The organism is Sphingobacterium sp. MYb388 (genome assembly GCF_037479535.1).
In the GTDB taxonomy this organism is placed as follows: Bacteria; Bacteroidota; Bacteroidia; order Sphingobacteriales; family Sphingobacteriaceae; genus Sphingobacterium; species Sphingobacterium anhuiense.
Genome location: NZ_JBBGYV010000001.1, coordinates 1,093,816 through 1,119,697, shown reverse-complemented (window position 1 = coordinate 1,119,697; position 25,882 = coordinate 1,093,816). Strand labels below are relative to the sequence as shown.

19 protein-coding genes are annotated in these 25,882 nt (G+C 43.6%); 14 read left to right on the top strand and 5 right to left on the bottom strand.

Annotated elements, in window-relative coordinates:
* Nucleotides 1–296: 296 nt before the first annotated feature.
* Entirely contained in the window at nucleotides 297–1,274 is a 978-nt protein-coding gene (locus WH188_RS04940) for a LytTR family DNA-binding domain-containing protein (protein ID WP_339423397.1), read from the bottom strand.
* Between the two features lie 70 nt (nucleotides 1,275–1,344).
* On the opposite strand from WH188_RS04940, the gene WH188_RS04935 reads away from it, so the two are divergent.
* Nucleotides 1,345–1,725: a hypothetical protein gene (locus tag WH188_RS04935; protein WP_339423396.1), complete on the top strand. Its 381-nt coding sequence runs from the start codon at nucleotides 1,345–1,347 to the stop codon at nucleotides 1,723–1,725.
* Between the two features lie 490 nt (nucleotides 1,726–2,215).
* Entirely contained in the window at nucleotides 2,216–3,658 is a 1,443-nt protein-coding gene (locus tag WH188_RS04930) for a hypothetical protein (protein WP_339423395.1), read from the top strand.
* A gap of 66 nt (nucleotides 3,659–3,724) precedes the next feature.
* Here WH188_RS04930 and WH188_RS04925 read toward each other — a convergent pair whose 3' ends face one another.
* Together WH188_RS04925 and WH188_RS04920 are read right to left on the bottom strand one after the other, a co-directional pair.
* On the bottom strand, nucleotides 3,725–6,001 hold the full coding sequence (locus WH188_RS04925) for a gliding motility-associated C-terminal domain-containing protein (protein WP_339423394.1): 2,277 nt from the start codon (nucleotides 5,999–6,001) through the stop codon (nucleotides 3,725–3,727).
* Nucleotides 6,002–6,032: 31 nt separating this feature from the next.
* Nucleotides 6,033–8,867 carry a DUF7948 domain-containing protein gene (locus WH188_RS04920; RefSeq protein WP_339423393.1) on the bottom strand — a complete coding sequence of 945 codons (2,835 nt, stop codon included), beginning with the start codon at nucleotides 8,865–8,867 and terminating at the stop codon, nucleotides 6,033–6,035.
* A 783-nt stretch (nucleotides 8,868–9,650) separates the two neighbouring features.
* Here WH188_RS04920 and WH188_RS04915 point away from each other — a divergent pair.
* Entirely contained in the window at nucleotides 9,651–10,604 is a 954-nt protein-coding gene (locus WH188_RS04915) for a hypothetical protein (protein WP_339423392.1), read from the top strand.
* A 10-nt stretch (nucleotides 10,605–10,614) separates the two neighbouring features.
* On the opposite strand, the gene WH188_RS04910 is transcribed toward WH188_RS04915, so the two are convergent.
* On the bottom strand, nucleotides 10,615–11,496 hold the full coding sequence (locus WH188_RS04910) for a LytTR family DNA-binding domain-containing protein (protein ID WP_339423391.1): 882 nt from the start codon (nucleotides 11,494–11,496) through the stop codon (nucleotides 10,615–10,617).
* A 150-nt stretch (nucleotides 11,497–11,646) separates the two neighbouring features.
* Here WH188_RS04910 and WH188_RS04905 point away from each other — a divergent pair, with 150 nt between their 5' ends.
* Nucleotides 11,647–12,027, top strand: coding sequence for a hypothetical protein (locus WH188_RS04905; protein WP_339423390.1), 381 nt, complete (start codon nucleotides 11,647–11,649; stop codon nucleotides 12,025–12,027).
* Between the two features lie 132 nt (nucleotides 12,028–12,159).
* Here WH188_RS04905 and WH188_RS04900 read toward each other — a convergent pair whose 3' ends face one another.
* Nucleotides 12,160–12,810, bottom strand: a complete 651-nt coding sequence (locus WH188_RS04900; RefSeq protein WP_339423389.1) for a response regulator transcription factor — start codon at nucleotides 12,808–12,810, stop codon at nucleotides 12,160–12,162.
* Between the two features lie 366 nt (nucleotides 12,811–13,176).
* On the opposite strand from WH188_RS04900, the gene WH188_RS04895 reads away from it, so the two are divergent.
* From WH188_RS04895 to WH188_RS04850, 10 genes are all read left to right on the top strand, one after another.
* On the top strand, nucleotides 13,177–13,980 hold the full coding sequence (locus tag WH188_RS04895) for an RteC domain-containing protein (RefSeq protein ID WP_339423388.1): 804 nt from the start codon (nucleotides 13,177–13,179) through the stop codon (nucleotides 13,978–13,980).
* 399 nt (nucleotides 13,981–14,379) lie between these two features.
* Entirely contained in the window at nucleotides 14,380–14,817 is a 438-nt protein-coding gene (locus WH188_RS04890) for a hypothetical protein (RefSeq protein ID WP_339423387.1), read from the top strand.
* Nucleotides 14,818–15,004: 187 nt separating this feature from the next.
* Entirely contained in the window at nucleotides 15,005–15,301 is a 297-nt protein-coding gene (locus WH188_RS04885) for a DUF4134 domain-containing protein (RefSeq protein WP_339423526.1), read from the top strand.
* A 10-nt stretch (nucleotides 15,302–15,311) separates the two neighbouring features.
* On the top strand, nucleotides 15,312–15,749 hold the full coding sequence (locus tag WH188_RS04880; protein WP_339423386.1) for a hypothetical protein: 438 nt from the start codon (nucleotides 15,312–15,314) through the stop codon (nucleotides 15,747–15,749).
* 66 nt (nucleotides 15,750–15,815) lie between these two features.
* Complete coding sequence (locus tag WH188_RS04875; RefSeq protein ID WP_339423385.1) at nucleotides 15,816–16,205, top strand: DUF1896 family protein; 390 nt, start codon at nucleotides 15,816–15,818, stop codon at nucleotides 16,203–16,205.
* A 39-nt stretch (nucleotides 16,206–16,244) separates the two neighbouring features.
* Complete coding sequence (locus WH188_RS04870; RefSeq protein WP_339423384.1) at nucleotides 16,245–21,881, top strand: helicase-related protein; 5,637 nt, start codon at nucleotides 16,245–16,247, stop codon at nucleotides 21,879–21,881.
* Entirely contained in the window at nucleotides 21,881–22,234 is a 354-nt protein-coding gene (locus WH188_RS04865) for a DUF4133 domain-containing protein (RefSeq protein WP_339423383.1), read from the top strand. The genes WH188_RS04870 and WH188_RS04865 overlap by 1 nt, the downstream gene beginning before the upstream one ends.
* A gap of 3 nt (nucleotides 22,235–22,237) precedes the next feature.
* Nucleotides 22,238–22,639 carry a hypothetical protein gene (locus tag WH188_RS04860; RefSeq protein WP_339423382.1) on the top strand — a complete coding sequence of 134 codons (402 nt, stop codon included), beginning with the start codon at nucleotides 22,238–22,240 and terminating at the stop codon, nucleotides 22,637–22,639.
* A gap of 31 nt (nucleotides 22,640–22,670) precedes the next feature.
* Nucleotides 22,671–25,154: a TraG family conjugative transposon ATPase gene (locus WH188_RS04855; RefSeq protein ID WP_339423381.1), complete on the top strand. Its 2,484-nt coding sequence runs from the start codon at nucleotides 22,671–22,673 to the stop codon at nucleotides 25,152–25,154.
* 45 nt (nucleotides 25,155–25,199) lie between these two features.
* The gene (locus WH188_RS04850; protein ID WP_339423380.1) at nucleotides 25,200–25,877 is read left to right on the top strand and encodes a conjugal transfer protein TraI; all 678 of its coding nucleotides are present in this window, start codon (nucleotides 25,200–25,202) and stop codon (nucleotides 25,875–25,877) included.
* Nucleotides 25,878–25,882 lie beyond the last annotated feature (5 nt).

Sequence of the window (25,882 nt, the reverse complement as noted above, 5' to 3'; positions counted from 1 at the left end):
CATCTTACTTGGCAATTGGTTAATATTCTGTAAATGTATTAGATATAAACCGAATATACAATACCCATTAACGGGTATTTTTGAATTAAATATTATTTTATAATACTTAGTCTCTTATTAACTGTTATTTTAGTTATTATATTTTCTGAAATAGTTATGGATGTTTGAAATCAGATAATTTCTGAAATAGAGTCATCCAAATGTGAGTATAAGTTGGCAATACCAAATTTATTTTGGGAATGAAAAAGATATCAACTAAATAAGCAGTTATTAGAGTTAATGTACTATCGTACTTCCTACCTTTCCATCCATTTAATAAAATCGCCCACATAATAACGGGACACTTCATCTTTCATATTAAGTGGTGGACCAAGTTGAATATCCAGTTTACGGTTCAGACCGGGCTTAAAGGATTTACAAAGTTTATAATTGACGATCATGCGGGCATTGATTTTAAAAAAGTAATGATCGTTTACCGCTCTGTATGCAACAGCTATGGACTGTTTTATAATCATGGTGTTCCTGTCAAATGTCCGGAGCAATACCATATCATCCTGTCGAAAGATGGCCGCTATATGCTCCTGAGGGACGGGAATAGTCCCATCATCGGTTTCTGCCAAGAACAGCTCCTTACTATTTTTGCGCGGCTCCAATATATCCAGTGGATTATTGTCCTGAAGCAAGGAACGTTCTTCGGGTTCATGATTAACATTTGTCGATTCCTCCTTGGGATCGTCATCTTGGAAAAGTTGAATTGGTGCATCTGTCTGTTGTGCCCTCTCCCTACTTCTGACAGGAATGATCCAGAGATACCAGGCCATGTAATAAACATTTGCGAGCAGGATCAACATGCGGGCCATTGGAAAATCCTTGGCTACATATTCTGTTTCCGAAATATCAATCTGGAAGATCAATCTGAAGAAGATGGCTACGAGTATATATGTCAACATTACCGGCAGGGCATAGCCCCAACCTACCTGGGCAAGGATGCGGCGAAAAGGGTCTTCCCGCCAAGGATATTTACCATCGAGAATTTTGGATATATAGCGTATTCCCCAATACAGCAACATACACATCACAAAACTAAAAAGAACCGAGATCCAGAAATTGACATCAAATATGGCCACATGTAAATGATCGGATTCACGGAAAGTGGTCATATACACCGCACAGAAAAACGAGATGCCTACACGCAGGTATCTGTCCTTGTATGCCGGTCTTGGATTCCGGCTTTGGCCACGGCTATTTTTCCATTTCTGGTTTAGGTTATCCAATATTTCGTTTTTATAGTTGGTATTCGTAAATTAATTAAAATATATATGTTTATCAAATAATTTCTTACTTATGGGAAATCCAACACTATCAACTGCAGGAGTATCGGAAAAACTAATTGAACTTTATGCATTACCGGAGGTAGCGCTTCAGAACGAAATCGACCTAATCAACACTGATATAAAGGGTTGGCTCATCGACAGCTTCGACACCACGGTCGATCAGGAAAGTTTTATCAATGGCCTGAGTGCAGGATTTACGGAAGTCCTGACCGGACAGTTAACCCGCACCCTAGCGCAACGCTGGCCGGTAATTTTTCTGCCGGAGACAGCAGATTTTGCTAAAAGAAGTTCTAAATGGATTAAGAGCAAAGAAGAAAATGAGGCAGGCGAACCAGCTACTAACAAAACAGCCATTGTAACAGGTAGCCTTACCATCACAACAGGCTATTAGCACCAACAACCCGTATTTTAGCAAAATCAAAAAGCGATACATTCATGACGGATGTTCGCTTTTTTCGTTTTTTAGCCCAAAACCATCATTAACTACCCATCAAGTGGTTGTACCGTTTTTCTGAAATAGGTACCGTTTTTCTGTCCCTGCGTACCGTTATTTGGAAATTTGTACTAAAAATGATTTTTGGCATTTATGGAAGGTAGTTTTGCTGTACCAAAAAAGGCACAATACGTACTATTTCCCCCTCAAAATGTACTGTAATTTCAGCATATGTACCGTTAGTGTTTTACGTTGGCAGAACATAAAAACTTAAGCCATCCTGGCTAACTTGGTCTAAAAGAACACCTAAATTTTAGGCCAAATTAAATGTGTATGAAAAATATTGTCCGTATCAGGCTTCCACCTCAGGATCGACCTTAATTATTTTTAAAGGTGCGGGTGCACACCGGTAAAGCACCATGGTAACTAACCAAAATAAAATACCATTATGAAAATATCATTAACATATTTCCTTGCGTTAGCTGTAGCTATTGCAGGATCCTCCTGCCAAAAAAAGAACTCAGGTCTTTTTGGCGACAACGACAAACTAAATGATGTCAATTTAAACAGTATATCGGTTACCTGCCCTCCTACTGTTCTTTCCGGCACTTATACCTCACCATTGGTATTGAGTACCGGTAACTCCTATCTATTACGCGGCAATGTGGTTATCAGCAACACCAGCATAACCATACCAGCCGGGGTGGTCATCTACGGCGAGTCTGCTACCAACGGCGCTTTGGTAATATTACCAAATGCTACCATCAATGCAACAGGGACTTCCACCAACCCTATTGTATTTACGAGCGATAAAGCTCCAGGCACACGTGCAGCCGGTGACTGGGCAGGCGTCTATCTGTTAGGCCAGGCACCCAATAACCAAAGCAATGCTTTGAGTATATTGATTAATGGAGCGAGTTATACGGCCGGCGGTAGTACTGCTGCCAGCAGTGTGGGCACATTCAAGTATGCACAGATACACTATGCCGGTGGTGGCGGCGGTGCAGGCAGCGATAGAAAATCGGAAAGTTCTTTTGTTATGGCCTCTTTGGGTAGCGCAAGCGACATTGAGTACGTCCAGGTCAGTGAATCCGCCCGAGACGGTATTGCGCTATTTGGTGGTACGGTATTTCCAAAGCATGTTATGGCCAATAAAATTCGACGTACAGATTTTATGGTTTCCTACGGCTTTCAAGGTAAGGGTCAATATTTAGCTGGTGTAAAAAGTAATGCAACCGTTAACACTACCAATGCTTCAGCCTATGCCATGGACATCAGTAATGTATTACTTTCCGAGTCGCAGACGGCAACACCACTAACAAATGGAATTTTCTCCAATGCATCATTCTTAGGTTGGGAATTTTGTGGTGTTAATGTTCCTAATGCCGACGCCATTGTTTATCAGAGAAATGGTAATAGTAGTATTTACAATTCAGTCATTTCTTCCTTTAGTCAGGATGCCCTATTTCTTAATGGCAACAATGTTATTGCTCATACCTCCGGAAGTCCGGAATTGCAGTTTGCCTACAACAGCTTTCATAATATCGGAAGTAGCCCTGGTTACAGAGATTTCAAAACAATCCCTTGGTCTGGTTGTAGTACGGATATGACTAATTGGATTGAAGGGTTAACGAGCTTTGGTTGTGAAGAACAGGGAAACCAATTTACAGTAACTACACTAGGTCTTCCAACTGGAGATGTTTGTGTTTCCTGTCCCAACTTCCCAGACTTTAGTTTGAAAACTAATACATTGCAAGACCCTGAGTTCGACCTTTGGGATACTGGGAATGCATTTGATCACCCTGTATATCGCGGCGCATTTGGTTCGACAGCTTGGTTTACCAACGGGTGGGCAGATACCTGTCCGCTAAGTGTAGATTATTGTCTCTAAACTAAAACTACTTAAAAGTGAATTGGCGATTCATATAGTCGCCAATTCACTTTACTTTCTTATCAACTAACGTATCAATACTATGTCACCTTTACATATTCTGGTGCGACCATTGGGATAATCAAGTTGGATATGGTAGTAATACGTACCCACATCGCATGCCTGTCCATTGTAGTTTCCGTCCCATCCTTTCGTGGCATCTATTGTGGAGAAAACCAACTGACCGTATCTATTGTGGATGTTAAACGCTCTTACTTTTTGGTAATGGGCACCCTCGATATGGAACACATCGTTTACACCATCCCCATTAGGCGAAAAGGCATTTGGGACAAAATCAGGCATCGTAAAATCAATATCAACATTGATATAGCCAGTATCACGGCAACCAAAATCATTGAATCCAATAACAAAATAACCTGTTTGTTTAAAGGGGTACGCAACAGGACTGGCTACGGTTGTGGTATCAAGGGATGCTGAGGGGAACCAGGTATACATCGTACCTCCTGAAACGTTTAACCTGACGCTGTCACCATATCGTATCATTGTATCTGTAGGTGTTGTAATTATTTCCGGAGAAGGATATGCTTCCGCGATTACCGTCATAATGGTATCACAACCTTCTTCATTTGTTATTCGAACCGTATAATTTCCTGAAAACAAACCCCTGAATGTATGCCCGACACTGCTTGATGCTGCCTGTTTATGTTCTGTCTCCATATTGGTCAAGGTGTAATGAAACAAGCTATTATTCCCAGCTTCATTTTCTATTTTAAGGGAAATTTCACCTATGCATCCGTAAATTACTTCCGGCACTTGAGGCAACCTAAAAAAGGAAATATGGTAGGTATCCACAATTACATTGCAATCAGCATAGTAGTTCACGAAATAAGTTCCAGGTTCTCTAATTACTTTAGCCTGTGCTATAGTTTCATCATCCCATGTATAACATTCAAACCCATATTGCGCATTGATCAAAAAAGTATCTGCAAAACAAGCACTAAGGCGAAAAGTCTGCCCTATAATTGTATCCGGATTTCCATTATAAACTTTGATATCATGTGGTAAAGGGTTGTCGGACGGTGAGGTCGAGAAGCCTGCCCCATAATCCATTCCATTCTGAGCGTTATATATCGCATTGATGATTGGTTGACAGGCCAGACCAACATTATTAGGTTGCTCAATCACATGAAATGCCATACCTGTTCCTGAGCATACTGGTGGGTGGTAGTTTAATAAGTACAGCCTCCCATCGGGGGCAAGGCGAATATCTCCTAAGACCGCGGGGTTGTGCGGACAACTAGCAATATCCTCAATTGCGAGCGGATTTTGGATTATTAAAGTCTTTGATGCTGAAATTGCAGGAATATTAATAAGTGACAAATCAAACTGAAACAGATAACCTCTAAATAGGTTTAAGATAACATGTTCCACACTTCGTGTAGCATATAATTTTAAATTATCAGGCGAGAAACAGACTCCAATATATCCTCCAGTGTCGATAATACGCGTATTCTTCAACTTTCCTGAACAGGGTTCGAAATCATACAGTTCCAATATCCCAGAAATGGAATCAGTTATATGCTGATGTTTTACTACTCCAGTTGCTAATATACGCCCATTAGGCGAAGCTTTTAAAAACCCATGTGAATTGTAATCACCCAGCGTCGGTGTACCTGCTTCGGAAAGAACGGGTACTGAATTTAAACCTTGCCTACTCACTAAAAAGCTTTTATAACCATTTGCATCTTTGTTCCTAATGACTAACCAAACTCCGTTGCAACCAACTACTGATGTCATACGATCACCGATTACTGTATTGTATCCACTGATCAGGATGTTATGCTGGCCAGAAACAATATTGCCCATTCCGTTATTGAGTGACATATCAAAAAGACTATATAGTAAACCATTGTTGCGCACATAGAAAATATAATATTGTTTGTCATTTCCAGGATGGGGAATCACCAACGGTGCCCCATTTACTGGCAAAGTATTCATCATTTGGGAACCTTGCACAGGCTGTATATTCCTGTCGTAAATCATTGGCGTGTTGGGCGTCACAATATTACCTGGGGCTGTACCACCCCGACGCATCATAACAAAGAACTGCAGTTGTCCTGCACTATTGGAAACAGCTATCGATTGTCTATAAATAAATTCCAATTGTGTACCACCTAGTTGATTATTCAACATCAGATCGTCCTTCAAGGTCGGAGGGCTTGTGTTAAAATCCAAGGAATACCATTTACCAAATGTCCAGATATTGTTTTCCCCCTGAGCATGCACATCAGCTGCAACAATAAGAAATACAAATACTATGAAATACCTGATCATCTTTTTCATACAACACAAAATTTTAAAGGGAAATTTAATCTTAGTCTTTAGCTAGTTTTTGAACACCTAATAAGTTTCCATTGGCATCAAATACTTGCAGGAAATATAGACCAGAAACCAACTCGTTACAGTTTAATCTATGATTGCCTTTTAAAAGCTTTGCCTTTACTTGTATCTGGCCAATACTGTTCGTCATAAGAACTGTTGCATCATTTGGCAATTGCATATACAACTCCTCCTGTAGTGGGTTTGGGAAAACGAGCACACCATGATCAGCAAGATGATTGCAGATGCCTGTTATATTATCGACAGTCAAATTGGGTGAAGTACCTATACATCCGTTTGTATTTGTTACCGTAACACTGTATTGACCATTTTCTGTGACCAAATGTGTAGCCGAGGTCGCACCTACGATCGGGTTATCGTTCAAGTTCCATTGATAGGAACTAAAAAGTTGTGTTGTGTTGAGTACATTACCATTTCGAACCAATTGTGGTACAGGTAAGGCATTGACCGTAACATTTAAGCTGACCGTATCACCAGGCCCACAATGATTAACAGCAGCGACCATGATGTCACCACTAGCAGAACCTATAATAACGACAATACTATCCACTTCGCTCATACCCACCCATCCATTAGGCAGAAACCATTGGTAAGCTGTAGCTCCATTCACTACAGTGGCATAATAGGTTATGGTATCACCTGCACATACAGTCGCTGATCCCGTAAGAGCAATTGGCGCATCCAAAAGTTCACAGGTATTTATTTTAAGAATAAACCCGTCATAGCCGCCACCTAAAATTGTCTGTCCTGTAGTTGCCATATCTAATGTGCTGTTCGTGCGACCGCACAGATACAGATTACCCACCCTGTCAGCAGATACATGATAGCTTTGGTCCACATTGTTGCCACCCAAATAGGTAGACCATTCCCTTGTTCCGCTCGTGTCAAAGCGTGCGAGGAAGGCGTCTAGTTGTGTCCCATTCAAAGCAGTATTTATTCCATTAGGTGTAGCAATACCGTTAGTACTGTTGGTACATCCTTCCAAGTATAACTTACTGTCCATTCCGATAACTAAACTTGGCGCCATTTCAGATAGGGTTCCGCCGTAATAACTGCTCCAAAGTAACTGTCCATTTGCAACATCCATCTTCGCTATAAAAATATCCTGTGCACCTCCTAATGTTGTTTGGTAGGCATTGGCAGTAGCAATACCGGACGTACTGTTACTGGTACCTGCTATATACAGATGACCAAGTTCGTCGTTCTTTATCGAGAGGATAATATCATTAGATGGGCCACCCAAGTAAGTACCCCATAAACGTTGTCCATTTGGGTCAAACTTAACCACAAAGCCGTCGTTCGTACCACCACCAAAAATTTCCTGATGTGCACCTGTGGTTGTCATACCAGAGGTGCTGATGGTGTTACCAACCATAAAGATGTTGCCCACTTCATCAGTGCCTAATGCCTGTGGCGTTTCGTTGGAAGATCCACCATAATATGTTGACCAAACCAAATTACCAGCAGTGTTAAATTTGGCTAAGAATCCATCCATGTTACTCGCCTTTACTGGCTGAGAAGCGCCAATTGAAGCAATTCCAGTATCGCTTATGGTATTACCTGTCAAGTACAGATTGTTGAATTTATCGCAATGGAGATCAAGTGATGTATGCCCATCCTGTCTTTCCCCACCGAAATAGGTTCCCCATAGGCGCTCGCCCAAACTGTCAAATTTTGCAATAAATGCATCGTCAACTTGGATGCCCCCACCAATGGTTTGCTGATACGTTCCTGTCGTGGCAATACCTGAAGGACTCTTTGTTTTTCCTGCGATATAGATGTAGCCTAATGTATCATAGGTTATAGCCGATGCTGCATCAATGTCAGATCCACCATAATAGGTTGACCAAAGTTTTGTACCGTCTGTAGCAAATTTGGCAAGGAAAGCGTCCGCACCCGCAGATGAGGAGCCTCCACCAAAGATAGTCTGGTGACTTCCTATCGTGGCTATGTTATCCAGACTACTGGTGGCACCAGTGGCGTAAAGATGGTTAGCTTTATCGGTTATCGTTTTCTTGATATCATCATTCTCAACACCTCCGAAATAGGTACCCCATTCAACTGTAGGATCAATTACCAAGGTACCCGTATATTGCGAAGTTGAAAATGAAAGTAGGTTGTTGTTCAGCACATATTTAGACTGTATACTTTTTTTATTTTCCTTCTGGAAAGAAATTGGTGCCTGCTCAGTGATGTTGCCCATCGGTGTTACAGCATTGAAAGAACCATTTAGATTTAATTCCAAACTTATGGCTCCGCTATACTTCAGTTGTATATCATTCACTCTACCTCCTGGCCGCACTATGAAATCATGCTCCAAATTACCATGCGTATTGAAGTAGAAAACCCAGTCAATGTTAGGATAAACATTGTGGTAGGTAATCTTGCGGTAACTGAATGCCTTGGCACCGTTTAGTCCCAGCGTATAATACCGTTCATAAAAATTAGTGGGCAATTCTACCGTATACGTTGCATTGGGATTGGCCCCTACCAACTGTACATCCATCCTGTACATCTCCATTGGGTCATTGTTCAACAAATCATCAGTTGAAACAGCTATTGGACTCATCTTGCTACCTGCCTTTGCCCATTGATAGTGTATTGCATTGCTACCTATAAAAATATTAAGACCGTTACCTGTGGCCATCTTAAAATCTATATCATTACGACTATGACCATGCTGGTCCTGTACCTGACCAATATTTTTTACAAATAGCAAAGACACCCGAGCATTAGCTTTATTATAGGAATTACAAATGAGTATAGAGGCCAACAGCAATAAGGAAACAATATTGTAGCGCTTCGTCATAGTAGAGAAATTTTGGGATTAAAATTTAGGTTGATGGAAAAGGAATTCCCATTGTCGTTGACAAAAGAAAAGAAAAAAACTCCATAATTCAAAACAGATTTTTGTCGAATATCAACATCGAAAACCATTATAATTATGGAATAAATCTTAAATTGCATCTTAAAAAAGTCTATGTACAACGCTAGGGAAGACATTGTAAATTTGGTTCAAAGCCTTAACAATGGCGAGAAGCGGCATTTTACAAACAGCATCAGACAAGATGGAACTGTTCCCCTTTACGCGCAGCTATTCTATGAGTTCGAAAAGGGCAAAAGTTCACTTCCAAAAGAGCTTTTAGGTATTGATGCCCGTTCGTTGACCTCTGCAAAGCGTAGACTATACGGGAATATAATTGATAGTTTGATTTCCCTACATCAGGATTCTTCCATCAATTTATCCATTCAGAAACAGCTGTCCTCTATCGAGATACTATACCGGAAAGGCCTTGCCGAACAAGGTCTTGTTATCTGGCACAAGGTTTACAAAATAGCTTTGGAACACGAAAAACTTGCCTTACTGTTGCAGGTACTCGACTGGGAGAAAAGGCTGAACATCGTTATAGATAAGCCGAGCAGGACATCTACGGAAATAAAAAAAGAAGAGAACGAGGTACTGAACAAACTTGCACAGATCCTTAAACTTGAAAGCCTGTACAGCCATATCATGGTTTTCAAGAAGCAGTTCGGTTTTGCCAAAGGCGCACTGAGAGCACAGCTGGAGACAGAGACCATAGCCTCACCGGAAATGCCCAAACTAACGGAATGTTTAACCAATACGGCTATATTCTATTACAACCTGATCCATTCCGTCTACCATTGGATGGTATTCGGGCATCAAAAAGGCTTTGCGTACAGCAAGAAGACAATAAGCCAAAGTGCAAACAATATCCTACCTAACGATTACATAGCGGGCATCATGCAGCATATCACCTCAAGTGTATGCATGGGCTACTTTAAGGAAACATTGGATGGCATCGAACTGGGCAATGCCTTTATTGAGGAATATAAACTTAATCAGTCCAATGTATTTAGAAGACTGATGTTTGCCTACCAGAGTACCTACCGCATTGTCGTCTATAATTACATGGGTAAAAGAACGGCCTTAAAGCAAACTGTAAAAGATACCGAACACCTATTGCTCCAGTATGACAATTTCCTCCCTCTTGAACTCCGCCAGGTTATCACTGGAAATCTTATGGTCGCCTATATTGGATTAGGAAACCTGGATAAGGCAGACGAACTGTGGTCCTTAATGATGGACAAACAATTTAAGATTGTTAGACAGGACATCAATGCAGACCTATACCTGTTCCGCTTGTTCAGTCTGCTTCACAGCAGGACTTATTCGTTGCTACCTTCCGCAGCACTATCTGCCGTCCGGTTCTACCGTAAGGATGAACATGCGCAACAACGGTTTGACGTGGAGCTGCCCATAGCTATGCTCCTGCAAAAAGAGCGCGACTATAGCAAACCTAAAGTCATTCGGGAAATAATGGAAGCTGCGAAAAAAATTGTCCAGCAATTTATAGGCACACTCAAAGGAATCAACAATTTTCAGGAGCACTATACGAGGTATATCATCTGGTGTGATGCCATTATCAATGACGAGCCCTATTATGAAGCTGCGGCACGATGGTATAATAGCTATACTACTAAGCAAATGCAGCTATCCGGCTCCTCAAAAAAACGACTGAAATAAATCGATCGTCTCACCTATCCAACCATTCCTTAAAAGTCCGTGCCTTTAACTGGCTCACTGTGGTAGGCACATCAGGCGAGGGTTCTATACTGAGTTCCAGCTTACCATAGCCAGCATCTGAATAAGCGTTAAAGGCTTTGAAGTGCACAATAAGTTTACGGTTGGCACGAAAAAAGTTACGTGGATCCAACTCATTTTCCAGTTCGTCAAGTGAGTTAGAGAGGATATAGGCCTGTCGGTCGTAGGTTCGTGCAAAGACGACGCTGTTTAGTATAAAAATACACCCAATGTCTTCCACCAACAGTTTTACATTATCTGAACCTTTGAGCGCCAGGACAAACTCCCGATACTGCGTCCCGACCGGCTCTGTAGTACTTTGTTCTGCCACAGGTAATACATCTGTTTTCTGAAGTGAATCTATATCCTGCTCCAATTGATGCAGGGGCTTCTCTTTTAATGAGGAGAGAAAAGCAGGCACTGTTATATACAGAAAATTCAGTAGGCTGATCAGCACCACTATAAAAGGATAAGCATAGTACAGGTAATCCGTTTTATGGATGTTCAAGCCATGAGCAAAAAAGTAAAGGGAGGCCAGCATGTAAACGAGTAGCGCAGGGGCGATAAAAGTGAGCAAAATCTGTAGCAGCAACCGTTCGGTAGTTGCAGCACGCCAGTCAAACTTACGTTCTAGCCAGTAATGGAAGTAGTGCACCCATTCTACAATAAGGACCGTAATAACCAGTGTAGTAGCATATTCATTATAGAAATCCCAGGTGTGCAGCCTCAGGAAAAGATTGGTCGGGCTACCATATTCGGATACCAGCAATGATACTGTTATTGCCAAGACAAATCTTATCCACCATTTACTAAACAATTTACTTTTATTGTACATAAGCAGGTTTATATTGAAGGGGTTAACCCTTTATCCTATAGGTACAAATTAAAAAAAATTTCTCTAATACATTAATTAATTTCATATATTGTTTTAGCTTCTGTTTTTTACAGGGGCTACTTTTTACATTCTAAACCAATTTTAAAAACTATGTTACATATTTTTGATGAAGACGGGCTGGAAGATCTGATGGTTGACCTGTATGCCCTTACCGATGCAGCCCTCCTGTTGGAAGCCAAGGTCGTATCCTCAGACTTCTCCGGATGGGTAAATAACAATTTTATACTTACTGCAGACCAGCAGGCCTACCTGGGCACGGCTTCTGGCTCGGTCCTATTTTTATGGGGTAACCTCTTTGCTGCCGCTATGGTGTCGCGGGGTACAATTTGGATGCCTACACCGATCAGTAATCCCGCACCACGCCGCACCAAGGAGCTTCGGCATAACATCAACGGTTCCCTAAAGTACGATGATTCCAGTAAGGTTATAACGGGCAATATCAACATCAGCATGGACTGGGCGCTACTTTAGACTTATCATTATTTAAGGGATGAGCTTATATTTCATCCCTTACAAGTTTACCAGCCAACTTCAGGGCCAGCATCGCCAAACTGACCCATGGGCTTACCATCAATTTTTAAAAGCACTTGAATGATTTATACCTTACAACTGTACTAGCCCCAACCTTAATGCCTGCATCGCCAAACTCACCCTGGATCCTACCTTCAGTTTTTTAAAACACCTGGACTTATAGGTCATTATGGTATTGATGGTTACCCCCATCCTAGCGGCAATCTCCAGCCAGGTCTCGTCCGTCGACGCATATACCATAAATTCTTTCTCGCGTGCAGATAGACGAACTGTACTAATGCGCTTTGACCGTACACTCTCAAATAGCGCCGGGTCAGCAAGTGCAGAAAATGCAATACCATTTTTGTACACTTCCCGGACAACACGGTAAAGCTGCCTATGGTCCTCATGCTTGCTGATGTATGCATTTGCGCCGAAGCTCAGGGCTTTTACCACCGTATTAAAATTACGGTGCATAGAGAATATGATACAGGGCAGGTCCCTGAACATTTTTTTTATCTTTTTCAACAAAGAAATGCCGTCGAGTATAGGAATACTGATGGCCATGATACAGATATCGGGAAGTGGCAGGCATCTTTTGAGGAACTCCAGCAGTTCATAGCCGTTGTCTGTCTGCAGGACGACTTCCATTTCGCCGTATGATTCAAGGTAGTCACAGACGAGTGTACGCAGGCCTGTATGCTCTTCGACATAGGCGACTTTTAGTTTACGTTGTAGGAACATAGAAATTTGTTTTCGTGTGAAGGAAAGTCTAATTTAGGAATGGGATCAGTTCTGTTGTGGTCGGAACCGATGACAGAACCTAAATTAATTTATCCAATTTCCGGTATTTGGGCGATATTTAAAATGTTCAACAGAAAGGCTCCTTCCCATGACCCAATGTAGCTAGTCTATCTGCTGAGCTATTTCGACTGCGATGTGAACTAGTTCAGGCCCCAATATCACTAGTTCACCAAACCAACAGGCCCAATGATTGTGGTTTAAATACCATTTCTATAAGTTTGTCCTGACCATTCATAGTCGAATTAACAGAATCTGGAACCAAACACCGTAGTCATGGACCAATACACGACCACACTATACAACCAAATGGAAAAGGGCCTACAGGAAGCAGCCATTGTCCCGCAACGTCCCATGGAAAAGGCCAAGGCAAGCTTTGAGATTGCCGAGGGCATTATGGAGCAGTTAAAGGAATTTATACGGGGCTATACCTTTGCAGACCGCATGGAGGAAATCCGTTTTTTCAAATTCATCAAGCCCAAATTCCACCGCTACCTGATCTACTTCTCGGAGCTTATCTATATCGAGGCCGAGCAACCAGCCGCCGACAGAAGGAACCGGATAGCGTTCTATAAATTACAGATTGCGCGTAACCTCAGCTTTATCGCCCGGTATAAATCGTTGCATACCTATGTCAGGCTGGGCAATGAAGCAGAAGATGAAATTCTCTTTATCAGGGAGCATGGCGGCCAGCATGTCTATCCTGAATATGGTGGTGATATAGACAGGTCCTTTTCTACCCTCAGTAGCTCCAACCTTGCCAAGCTACAGGCATTTGATATGATCAACAAGTACCTGTCCAAACAGATTGACGAGGTAAAGCAGCACAGGCATAGCGGTGTTGCCCCGCAGCAAAAGGCGACAACACTGGTATGGACGGACAGCAAGGCCGATCTGGTGGAGCTTGCCTATGCCCTATATTCCAAGGGCAGCCTTAACCATGGCAAGGTAAACATCAAGGATATTATCGGCACATTGGAAAACACTTTCGACATCCGGATTGGTAACTTCTACCGGATCTATACGGACTTGTCCCTAAGGAAAAAGTCGCGTACACCGTATACCGACAGTATGAAGGAATATCTGGAAAGGCGCATGGACAGCACGCTTTAATACTGTAATTTTCTTAAGACTTATCATCGGGCAACATCATTTGGTGTTGCCCGATTTTTTGTTTTATGGGTATATCATTTTCGTAAAACAACCATCCGTCAACAAAATATTTCAAAAAAACCTCAAAAACCAAAATACCAAGGTGGGGCAAACTTTGAAAAAATATTGGTAGGGATTTACTATTGAATTTATGCTGTAGCTATCTGTCCATTTGCTGAAGCCCTTCCAGCGCTCCCCCCCTTTTATTCCACCATTTGAACCTATAATTTCTCGAAAAAATAACAGAAAATAAATCTTCCCCAGCTTGGTCTGTATTGTGAAAAATGACTTTGCATCCTTGCCACTTTTGCATTGTAGAAAGGCGGAAAGCTTTTCAGTTAATCAAAAAACAAAGAACAGATGCTAGAAGAAATTACATGGGAACAATACCTGACAGCAGTAGGCATAGCCACGGCTGCCTACTATACCGTTATCGGACTAAATTATTACCGTAAGGAACTGGGCGAAAGGTTTAGAAAGCCAGGAACGGCAGCAGATAATATAATCCCGGAAGCTAAGGCAACTCAGACGAAGGAGCAGGACGGAGCAGGATTTGAGGAACTGGAGGAACTGGTGAACGGGATAAGGTCAGGCATACTGGAACAGGCGGGCGAACAGGCGACCAAGGAGCAGCTTATCGAACAGATAAGCGCACGCGTCGCAAGCTTTAGTGGGTTACACAAGCCCGCCTACCGGTATGCCCTTACCAATTTTATCATACAGCACAGCATGGTTATCTGCGGGGTGGTGTTCAGTGAGGCGGAACTGGAGCAGGTATGGGATACACTGCCCCGCTAATTATGGACAACAGTATGTACCAGGTGATAAGGATTGGTGGGCAGGATGGTGCATACCAAGGGAGTGGCAGCCATGTGTTTTGGGATGGTGTTTAGGTTAGGGCTGCCCTCCCTTATTTAATTGAAAATAACAAACGATTTAATAAGCGAAGATGGAAAATGTGAAAAAAGGGATTAAATCTATCCCAATGGGCAAGGCACTTGCCGCGGCGGCAATTTTAATTATGGCCACCTATCAGGTAAACGCGCAGAACGGACAGGCGGGTATACAGGAGGCCAACACCCTTGTAAGGGGTTATTTTGATTCCGGAACGCAACTGATGTACGGCATAGGTGCGCTGGTCGGACTTATCGGTGCAGTCAAGGTTTACCAGAAGTGGAATGCCGGAGATCCCGACACGTCGAAGGTTGCGGCAGCATGGTTTGGTAGCTGCATTTTCCTAGTGGTCGTAGCGACCATCATCCGTTCGTTCTTCGGCATCTGATATTATGGGCATGGAACAGTACATGGGTATAGACGCTTTGAGCAAAAAAGAAAAACCGGAGCAGGAAACAAGGGATTTACCCTTGTTCCAGATCGGTGGTACCGATTTCTTTGTGGATATACAGCAGCACCAGCTAAGGGAAAAAGACAACCCGCATAACCGCATGACATTGGGAAATGTAAAAGAAGAATACGGTTTTTCTTTCTTCTATTATGATACCCTAACAAAGAACCGCTACCATGATGGCACAGCAGATCTACCCGAAAGGGTCATGCTGATTATCCTACCGTCACTTAAGGAGCTTGATCCTGTAGGTCTGGCCAGAAAGCACGGACTACAGGACAACCATTATGAAAACCGCCGTGACAAAAGGATTGCGGAAAGCTTGCCACAACTACGACAGAGCACCACCAACAGGCAAAAACAGAAATCTACAAAAATCAAATAATACAAGATGCACCAACAGTTAAAAGAAAAGCTATGGGCCTATATCGTCCATAACAATCCGGACGAGATGTTCCGGCTACAGGACGAATACAACGTAGTACGGTACCTGGAAGAAAAGGTAAGCGCTGTAATGCCGACAGCCTTACGCCTATTGGAAGAAGGAAGAGATGGACACGCCATCCACGAACTATGCCTGAACGAGATGACGGCAGATTTGAAGCCGTCACGTTTCCATTATATCACGACGATTTTGAATACTGAGTTTGAACAGGACTACACCAGATTAAGGGAGAGCGGACTGCTCACCTATGAAGCGGTAAACCTCATTGCCCATTGCAAAGCAACTTTCGATGCCCTTCATTTCAGTGAAGCAACAGTGGACGATAGCAAGACCTATTATGCTATCACTGGTCAGATTCAAGAATACCTACAAGAGCAGAAAACCAAAGCTCAATAATTTCCAACAACAGCATTTAGACAGGAGGAGTGTGCAGAGATGGCTTATCATGCGTTACATAAATTACAGGACAATATCGTCGCCTTGCGGACAGCCTTTGCACTTGCCCATGACGAAGTTCCTACAGCTGATGCCGTTGTTTTACTACAGCGCTACTCGGGTTTTGGCGGTATTAAAGCTGTTCTTTACGGTGATGGCGATGCCACAAGCTGGATGACCAAAGGGGCTACAGATGCGGATATGCGCCTGTTCGATTCTATGCAGGAACTTTATACGCTTTTACGTGAACATACAGATAATGCGCAGTACGAAAAAGTGCTCGATTCATTAAAAACCAATATCCTTACCGCATTCTATACCCCTTTCTTTATACCACAGACCTTATACAAGGCACTTGAAGATACGGGGATACAACCCAAAAGTCTTTACGAACCATCAGCTGGTGCCGGTGTTTTTATCGAAGCGGGTATCAGGACATTTCCAACGCTTGAAAAGGTAAGGGCTGTGGAGAAAGACCTGCTGACAGGCAGGATACTCGGTGCTATAAACAGAAGCTACCCTGTACCAGTAGATACATTGGTCGCAGGTCTGGAATACAGCAGCAATACCGATGACGGTACTGCCGACCTGGTGGTGAGCAATATACCGTTTGGTAATTTTAAGGTATTCGATCCGCTATACATCGACAAAGAAAAAGTACTGACCGACCGGATCCATAATTACTTTTTTGCCAAAGGTCTTGACAAGCTGGGTGATGGCGGGCTTATGGCCTATATCACGACAGATACTTTTCTGAACAGCCCTGGTAACAAGGTTGCACGGGAATACCTGTTTGGTCAGGCCGACTTTATCTCACTCGTTATGCTACCTGAAAACCTCATGCACAATACGGGCGGTACGGATGCGCCATCGCACTTATTACTTGTACAGAAGCATAGCGATAAAACAGTATTGTCCGCTGAAGAACAGCAGTTATTGGAGACCGTAGTTAAGGAAAACGAATACGGAAGCTATACCGTGAATGCGTTTGTGGTGGCCCGTCCTCTGCTTATGCTTGGGAATTCCATCACCGCAGGACACAACCAATATGGTAAGGCACAACTAAAGGTGAGGCAGGACGGGGACATCGAAACAATTGCCCCTGCCCTCTCCTCCCTACTGACAACAGACCTTAAGCAACGTTTATCGTTACCACGGTTTGAACAATCCTTGTCGCGGGATGTGGAAGAATTCGCTGGTCTGGCGGCCGTCCGCGCAACACTAGGTCCATCGCTCCACCTGTTACCCATGCCACCAAAAGGAGAATCAGAAGTTACAGGGGCGGTACAGCTAGGACTGTTCTCTACAACACCCCTTGAAAGCTCAAACCGTGGGCAGGACTACATCTCGCCTTACGACGAAGGTCTAGTGCTGAAAAATACAGCGCGACTGTTGGGCACCATTAAAACCGAACAACGAATCGACCATGAACTTGCTGTGCTGGTAACGGCAAAACATAAGAACAGCAATAAGTTTCTGTACAAAATGTACTTCAATGCCGAAGGTAACTGGGGTACAGCTTCCTGGATGAATGCAGATGCACTATCCAAACAGGCGAAAGTATGGAACGAGCAGTTACTGGGCTTCGGTCACGACTACAGGACGTTTGGGGATGAGGCCATAAGAAACCTTTTTCCGCTGGACCGAAAGGATTATCATCAGTTCAACAACCTACGGGATTTTTATCGCGAAGGAACCCTTGTGCTGCACAAAGGCAGGATCGGAACAATACATCGTATCCGTGCCGACCGCAGCAGTGCCGAGTTACAGGATATTTCCGACCAGCGCTATCTGGGCTTCTTTGCCGATTACATCAAGTTAAGGGACAGCTATCAGGAACTAATGGATGTGGAACGTTCGGGTATGGAGGACAGGACAGGACTGCGTTCGGCCATGAACCATCACTATGACAGCATCCTGCGGGATTATGGTCATCTCAACAAAAGGGAAAATGCCTTACGGATTCTTAAGGACGAAGCATTTGGTAAGCATATGCTCGCTTCCTTGGAACGCAAAACAGAAACAGGATTTGAACGCTCTGATGTCTTCAGCATAAACCTGTTTGCCCCAGCCGAAGCATTTAAAACGGATGATGCTTCAGAGGCCCTTGCGCACTGCCTGAACGAAAAAGGTAGAGTTGATCTAAGTTTTATTGCCGATACAATGGCGCTCGATACGCAGGAGGCACAGGAAAAACTAGGTGACCGGATTTACTACAATCCTATTGCCTTTATATGGGAGGCAGCGGATGCCTACCTCAGTGGCAATGTGGTAGAAAAACTCAGGGACGCAAAACGCCTGCTGGAAGCCGATCCGGAACATATACAATTACAGCGCAGTGTAAAGGCACTGGAAAGTGTGCAGCCTGAAAAGATACCATTTGAACTGTTGGATTTCAACTTCGGGGAGCGCTGGATACCACAGGACTATTACGAACGCTTTGCAGAAACGGTATTTGACAGCCCTACCAAGGTGGTGTACCTGCGTTCGCAGGATATCTTTAAGGTAAAACCGGAACAGCAGAATGCGAAGGTAACGGATGAATACGCCATCAAGCCCATAAGTGGCCGTAACATGTACGGCTATACACTGATGGAACATGCTTTGGAGAATACTTCGCCTTTCTTTACCTATGAGCAAAAGGATATTGACGGTAGTACTGTACGCAGACCAGATAATGATGCCACACAGTTGGCACATCAGAAAATAGAATCAATCAGGCAGCAGTTTTCTGTATGGTTAACAGAGCTTAATGAGGTTGAAAAGCAGCATCTGGAAAAAGTCTATAACGATACCTTCAACTGCTACCGCTTACGTGAATACAATGGTAGTCATTTGACTTTCCCGGGTCTTGACCTCAAAGCCTTGGGTATATCAGGGCTGTACGATTCACAGAAAGATGCAACCTGGCGTATTATACAGAACCGTGGTGCCTTGGTAGACCATGAAGTAGGATTGGGCAAGACACTTACAATGGTCGTATCGGCACAGGAGATGCAACGTCTGGGCATTATAAGAAAACCCATGATCGTGGCCATGAAGGCCAATGTATCCCAAATTGCAGAAACTTACCGCACTGCCTATCCATCTGCCAAAGTACTGTTTCCGGGCAAGGAAGATTTTACACCCAAGGAGCGCAACCGTATTTTTCAGGAGATCAGGAACAACAACTGGGACTGCATTATTCTTACCCACGACCAGTTTGGCAAGATACCGCAGTCACCAGAGATTATGCAGGAGGTATTGAACCAGGAGCTGGACAATGTGCGGGCAGACATGGAGGTCATGCAGGACATGGGTGGCGATATCGGGAAGGCTATTCTTAAAGGTCTTGCCGTGCGCACACAAAACCTGGAAGCGAAACTACAGGAGACGCAGTTCCGTATGGACAACAGGAAGGATGCGGACATCGACTTTCGCAGTATGCAGGTAGACCACCTGTTCCTTGATGAAAGCCACAAGTTCAAGAACCTGACTTTTACCACCAGGCATAGCCGCATTGCGGGGCTGGGCAACCAGTCCGGTAGCCAAAGAGCACTGAACATGCTCTATGCCGTTCGTGAATTGCAGTCCCGCTTTAATGCAGACCTATGTGTCACGTTCCTGTCGGGTACACCCATTTCCAACAGTCTTACCGAACTGTACCTTTTGTTCAAATACCTACGACCAAAGGAAATGGAACGTCAAGGTATCGAGAACTTCGATTCCTGGGCAGCGGTATTTGCCCGCAAGTCAACAGACTTTGAGTTCAGTGTGACCAATGAGATTATTGCCAAGGAACGTTTTAGGGAGTTTATCAAGGTACCGGAGCTTGCTATGTTCTATGCAGAGATTACCGACCACAAAACAGCCAAACATATTGCACTGGACAAGCCTGCCCTAGAAGAAGTGTTGGTTAATATTAAACCCAGTGAAGGACAGCAGGATTTCATCCATAGCCTGATGGCTTTTGCCAAGTCCGGTGATGCAACCTTGCTCGGCAGGGAACCTTTGAGCCAAACGGAAGAAAAGGCAAAGATGTTGATTGCCACCAACTACGCTTCCAAAATGGCTACGGATATGCGGCTTATAGATGAAGATAGATTTGGTGACTATGAGGACAGCAAGGTCAATTCCTGCGCTAGAAAAGTAGCGGACATCTACCATGAAAGTAGTGCCCATAAAGGCACACAGATTATTTTCTGCGATATGGGCACTCCGGGCACTCAAGGTTTTAATTTGTACGCTGCGTTAAAAAATAAACTGGTAAACGATTTGGGTGTGAAAGAGCAGGAAATTACGTTCATCCACAACTGGCCCGATCATAAAAAACCGGAGCTGTTCCGAAAGATGAACAGCGGTGCTATACGTGTGCTTATCGGTAGCACAGAAAAAGCAGGAACAGGATTGAATGTGCAGGAGCGTATTGTGGCCATGCACCACATGACAATCCCTTGGAAACCATCGGAGCTGGAGCAGCGGAATGGACGTGGCTCACGCCAAGGTAATAGAATTGCAAAATTGCATTATAACAACAAGGTTCGTAACTACATCTACGCAACAGAACAGTCGCTGGACAATTACCGCTTTAACCTATTAAAGAACAAGCAGAGCTTTATCAGCCAACTGAAGAACAATTCGGTCAGCATCCGTAAGATTGACGAGGGTGCGCTGGATGAGCAGTCAGGTATGAACTTCGCAGAGTACACCGCCATCCTATCGGGTGATACTACCCTACTTGACAAAGCTAAGCTGGATAAAGAAATTATGGCTCTGGAAAGTCTACGATCCGCTCACTATAGGGAGCTATCAAGGACCAAACATAAACTGGAGCAATTGGTCAAAGAATGCGATAGCGACAAAAACATCCAGCAACATTTAACCAAGGACGAAGCTGCTTATCGTCAGGCCCTCACCTACGAAAAAGATGGAACCAAAAGCAATCCAATAGGGCTGGATGCCCTGAAAAGCGCTGATGCACAGTTGGTGGGCGAACAGATCATCAAATTGTATAAAAATTGGAAACCCGGACCAGGCTCTCCTAATGAGCAGGGCGTCGGTCGATTGATGGGCTTTGAGCTGCGCATACAGCACCATGTATCCAAGGATTATTCCGGCAAAGTAGAAAATAGGTACAACACGCTTTCTGCTGTCAGCCCGCATTCAGGGCTGCGCTATACCATAAACCAGGGCACACCGAACACGGACAATCCTAAACTGGCAGCCCGATATTTTTTGAACGCCATAGACCGGATACCCGACCTCAAAACAAAGTATGAAAAAGAACTTACGGGCAAATTGAAGGATATTGAAATGCTCGGTGCTATGGTGGGCCGACCATTTGAAAAGGAGCAAATCCTATTGGACAAGCGCCAGGCCGCGGCACTTCTGGAGCAGGAGATAACGGCTTCGATACAGGCCAGACAGCTACATGAGCATGGCCATGCCCATGGTGAGGTAATGTATGGTGAAGATATAACTAACGAAGTGCTGAACAAAGGTGGCGGGACTGAGCTAATCGATCCTAAGACCAGAGGTTCACCTGATAAAATATCCGAGGTGGAAAAACGATCTGATGTAAGTCCTATCGTCCCTATACCGCCAAGGACTAATGAGGAACAGTTTATTCAGGTACTAAAAAAGAAAATGAGATTATAATGGCTATCAGTATCTATCAGATCAACAAAGGAATTAACAAGAGTATCGAGTTCAAGGGACTAAAAGCACAATACATCTGGTACATGGGTGGTGTGATGGTCGGACTAATTATCGTGTTCTCCATACTTTACTTCATAGGGTTCAATCAGTATGTATGCCTTGGTATTATTGGCATTACGGGCTTTGTATCCGTTACAAAAATATTTTCGATGAGCAGGAAATATGGAGAGCATGGCCTGATGAAGACGATGGCAAAAAGGATGGTGCCCAAAGTAGTGAAGTCGGGACAGGGTGTTTTTAAAAAGCCGGTCAAAAATGGAGGTGTGCATTATTCCGTTGAATCAAGTAAGTGAAGTATGGAAAATGAAAAAGTATTTGCGGTGGTCGAATTTGATGACGGGCTATGCTTTAAGGTGGACTTCAGGAATATGAAGTTGATCGAGGTTGACAATCCGGAGAATACGATGAGATTAAATGATATGCGGGATAACGGTGAAGGATATGAGTTTTACTATGACCCCAGAACCAAAAATATCGCGGAGGTTCCCGAAGGATTTGTCGAAGGAAGGACAGGACCTTATGCAGTCCAGCTCAGCTACCTGACAACTTTCCACCCTTACGCCATGAGCCTAGCCCACAATGTCCCGATCGGATCGGTGAAAGGCAAAACGGACCAGGAGTTCCTCAAAGATAAGCTACGAACGCAAACGAAAAAAGAAACCCGGGCGAGGATATGGGGTAAGGGATTGAAGAGGTAGACATTACTATTTATTAACAAGGAAATGAGGTATGATGGAAAAGATGATGAAGGATATATTTCCAATTATGGATGTAGAGCACGACTGCATCGTGTCCAAACATGGTGACATAACTGTAGCTTATACGGTAGCGCTGCCAGAGATATTTACTTTGAGCGACAATGAATACGAGGCGTTCCACCAAGCTTGGGTCAAGGCTATAAAGGTCCTGCCCAAAGACAGTATATTACATAAGCAGGACTGGTTTTTGACCAGCAGTTATCAAGCGGATTTTGTAAAGGATGATACCAGTTTCCTCTCTAGAAGTAGTGAACGCTTCTTTAATGAGCGTCCATTTTTGGACCATCACTGCTACCTGTTCCTGACAAAAAAAACCGAAGGACGAAAGGCGGGCAACAGCCTATTCTCCAATCTGCTCCGCCCTTCCCTGGTACCCAAACAGGTACTTGACAAAGCCTCGCTTCAAGATTTCCTTGATGCCTGCGGACAGTTTCGGCAGATTATACAGGACAGTGGTTTTGTGAAGATGGAAAGAATCAGGGAAGATGGTATATGGAGCAATCCAAATGGCACAGGACTACTGGAACGTTACTGCTACCTGAACGGACAGGGGGAGAAAATGGTACGTGATATTTCATTTGGTGATACCATGAAAATAGGAGGAAAATATTGCCAGACCTACACTTTGGGGAATGCCGAGGATCTCCCTGCCCTGTGCGGCAGTAGGATAAATTACGATAAGTACAGTACCGACAGGACCAAATTCAGTGTGGGCTTTGCTTCCACCTTAGGTCAGCTCCTACCCTGCAACCATATCTACAACCAGTACATTATTATTGAGGATGCGCAGCAGACTATCAAGAAACTGGAAAGTAAAAGACTACGTCTACAGAGCCTTTCGGCCTATAGCAGGGAGAATGCAATCAGTCGTGATGCGACAAACGCATTCCTTAACGAGGCAATCTCGGAGCAACGCTTACCCGTGAAGGCACACTTCAATGTGATGGTGTGGACGGAGGACAGGGAGGAGTTAAAGGACTTAAAGAATATGGTTTCCTCTGCACTGGCGCAGATGGATGCCACGGCCAAAGAAGAAACGCTTGGTGCCGCACAGATTTTCTGGGCTGGAATACCCGGAAATTCAGCAGATTTCCCGCTTAATGACACCTTTGATACCTTCGCCGCGCAGGCCTCTTGTTTCCTCAACATGGAAACGGGTTACCGATCCTCGTTAAGCCCGATGGGCCTACGATTGGGAGACCGTCTAACAGGAAAGCCGGTACACGTAGATATTTCAGATGAACCTATTCTTAAGGGTATATGCACCAACCGAAACAAGTTCATTCTTGGCCCATCGGGTTCAGGAAAAAGCTTTTTCACCAACCATATGGTGCGCAGCTATTACGAGCAGGGAACACACATCGTTCTTGTTGATGTAGGGCATAGCTATAAAGGTTTGTGTGATATGGTGGGCGGGTATTACTTCACCTATTCGGAGGAAAATCCGATCCGTTTCAATCCATTTTACATTGGCGCTGGTGATAACCTCGACACAGAGAAAAAAGAGAGTATCAAAACTTTATTATTGGCACTATGGAAAAAAGATGACGAAGAGTTCAAGCGCTCCGAGTATGTCGCCCTGTCCAATGCTATAGGCGGCTTCTATGCACATCTGGGAAAACGACCGGAACTATTTCCCTGCTTCGATACTTTCTATGAATTCTTAAAGGACGAATATGTCCAGGTGCTTACCGGTGATAAGGTGAAGGAGAAAGACTTTGATGTCAACAATTTTCTTTATGTACTCCAACCCTATTACAAGGGTGGTGAATTTGACTACCTGCTCAATGCCACAGAAAACCTAGACCTGTTGCAGGAAAGGTTTATTGTTTTTGAGTTGGACAATATTAAGGACCACCCTATTCTATTTCCAGTTGTCACCATCATAATCATGGAGGTCTTTATTAATAAGATGCGAAAGATGAAAGGCGTGCGCAAGATGATACTCATTGAAGAAGCCTGGAAAGCCTTGATGAAAGAGGGTTTCGCGGAATATATAAAGTATCTCTTTAAGACGGTACGTAAATTTTTTGGTGAAGCCATTGTAGTAACACAGGAAATAGAGGACATCATTTCATCGCCTGTAGTCAAACAGGCCATCATCAACAACAGCGATTGTAAGATACTGCTTGACCAGAGCAAATACCAGAACAAGTTCGATGCAATACAGGAATTGTTGGGGCTTACCGAAAAAGAAAAGGCCCTGGTACTATCCGTCAATAAAGCCAATGATCCAACAAAAAAATACAAGGAAGTTTTTATATCCCTGGGTGGTGTGTTGAGCAAGGTGTACCGCACAGAAGTCTCGCTGGAAGAATATTTGGCCTATACAACCGAACAGACAGAGAAAGTGAAGGTGGCAGAACATGCTGAAAAATTTGGGGGTGATATACAGAAAGGTATTGCTGCACTGGCTGCGGAACTGCGGGGCAAACATGAGTCAAAAAATGCATGATCTAGCTAGCATTGATAATCAACACACAAAAAGAAGGAGGTGAATATGAATTGGAGAAAAATGGGATTTATGGTTATGCTCTGTGCAGGTATGTTGGCTTTACCAACAAATAATGCCCATGCTGGCATTCTTGATATCATCAAAGCAGCTGTGGTCAAAGCTATCAAGGCTGCAGACCTGGCCATACAACGGCAACAGAACAAAGTTATATGGTTGCAGAATGCACAAAAGGTGTTGGAAAACACACTGTCCAAACTAAAGCTGGATGAGATAGCCGACTGGACGGAAAAGCAACGGGCGCAGTACGGCAAATACTTTGAAGAGCTGCAAAAAGTAAAGACGCTGATCAGCTATTATCAACGTGTCAAAGACATATCGGTAAAACAAAGTGCCCTGGTCAAAGAATACGGAAGGGTATGGCAACTGGTGAGTTCGGATAAACACTTCACGACTAAGGAGAAAGAATATATGGGTAAAGTTTACACCGGCATCCTACAGGAGACGCTAAAAAACATAGACCGAATCAGTATCGTGGTCAGCTCTTTTAAGACACAAATGACGGATGCAAAGCGGTTGGAGATCATCAATGAGGTGGCAGATAATGTGGATGAAAATTATGCGGACCTAAAGACTTTCAATTCTGAGAACGTGATGTTACGCCTACAAAGAGCAAAATCGGAATCAGAAATTTCAATGGTCAAAAAACTATACGGCCTACAATAAATCAA

Excerpts from the sequence above, each read along its gene's own strand:
- WH188_RS04925 (WP_339423394.1), bottom strand. The coding sequence starts at position 6,001 with ATGAAAAAGATGATCAGGTATTTCATAGTATTTGTATTTCTTATTGTT.
- WH188_RS04855 (WP_339423381.1), top strand. The coding sequence starts at position 22,671 with ATGATGGAAAAGATGATGAAGGATATATTTCCAATTATGGATGTAGAG.
- WH188_RS04850 (WP_339423380.1), top strand. The coding sequence starts at position 25,200 with ATGAATTGGAGAAAAATGGGATTTATGGTTATGCTCTGTGCAGGTATG.
- WH188_RS04860 (WP_339423382.1), top strand. The coding sequence starts at position 22,238 with ATGGAAAATGAAAAAGTATTTGCGGTGGTCGAATTTGATGACGGGCTA.
- WH188_RS04930 (WP_339423395.1), top strand. The coding sequence starts at position 2,216 with ATGAAAATATCATTAACATATTTCCTTGCGTTAGCTGTAGCTATTGCA.
- WH188_RS04915 (WP_339423392.1), top strand. The coding sequence starts at position 9,651 with ATGCCCAAACTAACGGAATGTTTAACCAATACGGCTATATTCTATTAC.
- WH188_RS04865 (WP_339423383.1), top strand. The coding sequence starts at position 21,881 with ATGGCTATCAGTATCTATCAGATCAACAAAGGAATTAACAAGAGTATC.
- WH188_RS04905 (WP_339423390.1), top strand. The coding sequence starts at position 11,647 with ATGTTACATATTTTTGATGAAGACGGGCTGGAAGATCTGATGGTTGAC.
- WH188_RS04895 (WP_339423388.1), top strand. The coding sequence starts at position 13,177 with ATGGAAAAGGGCCTACAGGAAGCAGCCATTGTCCCGCAACGTCCCATG.
- WH188_RS04900 (WP_339423389.1), bottom strand. The coding sequence starts at position 12,810 with ATGTTCCTACAACGTAAACTAAAAGTCGCCTATGTCGAAGAGCATACA.
- WH188_RS04935 (WP_339423396.1), top strand. The coding sequence starts at position 1,345 with ATGGGAAATCCAACACTATCAACTGCAGGAGTATCGGAAAAACTAATT.
- WH188_RS04880 (WP_339423386.1), top strand. The coding sequence starts at position 15,312 with ATGGAACAGTACATGGGTATAGACGCTTTGAGCAAAAAAGAAAAACCG.
- WH188_RS04885 (WP_339423526.1), top strand. The coding sequence starts at position 15,005 with ATGGGCAAGGCACTTGCCGCGGCGGCAATTTTAATTATGGCCACCTAT.
- WH188_RS04910 (WP_339423391.1), bottom strand. The coding sequence starts at position 11,496 with ATGTACAATAAAAGTAAATTGTTTAGTAAATGGTGGATAAGATTTGTC.
- WH188_RS04870 (WP_339423384.1), top strand. The coding sequence starts at position 16,245 with ATGGCTTATCATGCGTTACATAAATTACAGGACAATATCGTCGCCTTG.
- WH188_RS04875 (WP_339423385.1), top strand. The coding sequence starts at position 15,816 with ATGTTCCGGCTACAGGACGAATACAACGTAGTACGGTACCTGGAAGAA.
- WH188_RS04920 (WP_339423393.1), bottom strand. The coding sequence starts at position 8,867 with ATGACGAAGCGCTACAATATTGTTTCCTTATTGCTGTTGGCCTCTATA.
- WH188_RS04890 (WP_339423387.1), top strand. The coding sequence starts at position 14,380 with ATGCTAGAAGAAATTACATGGGAACAATACCTGACAGCAGTAGGCATA.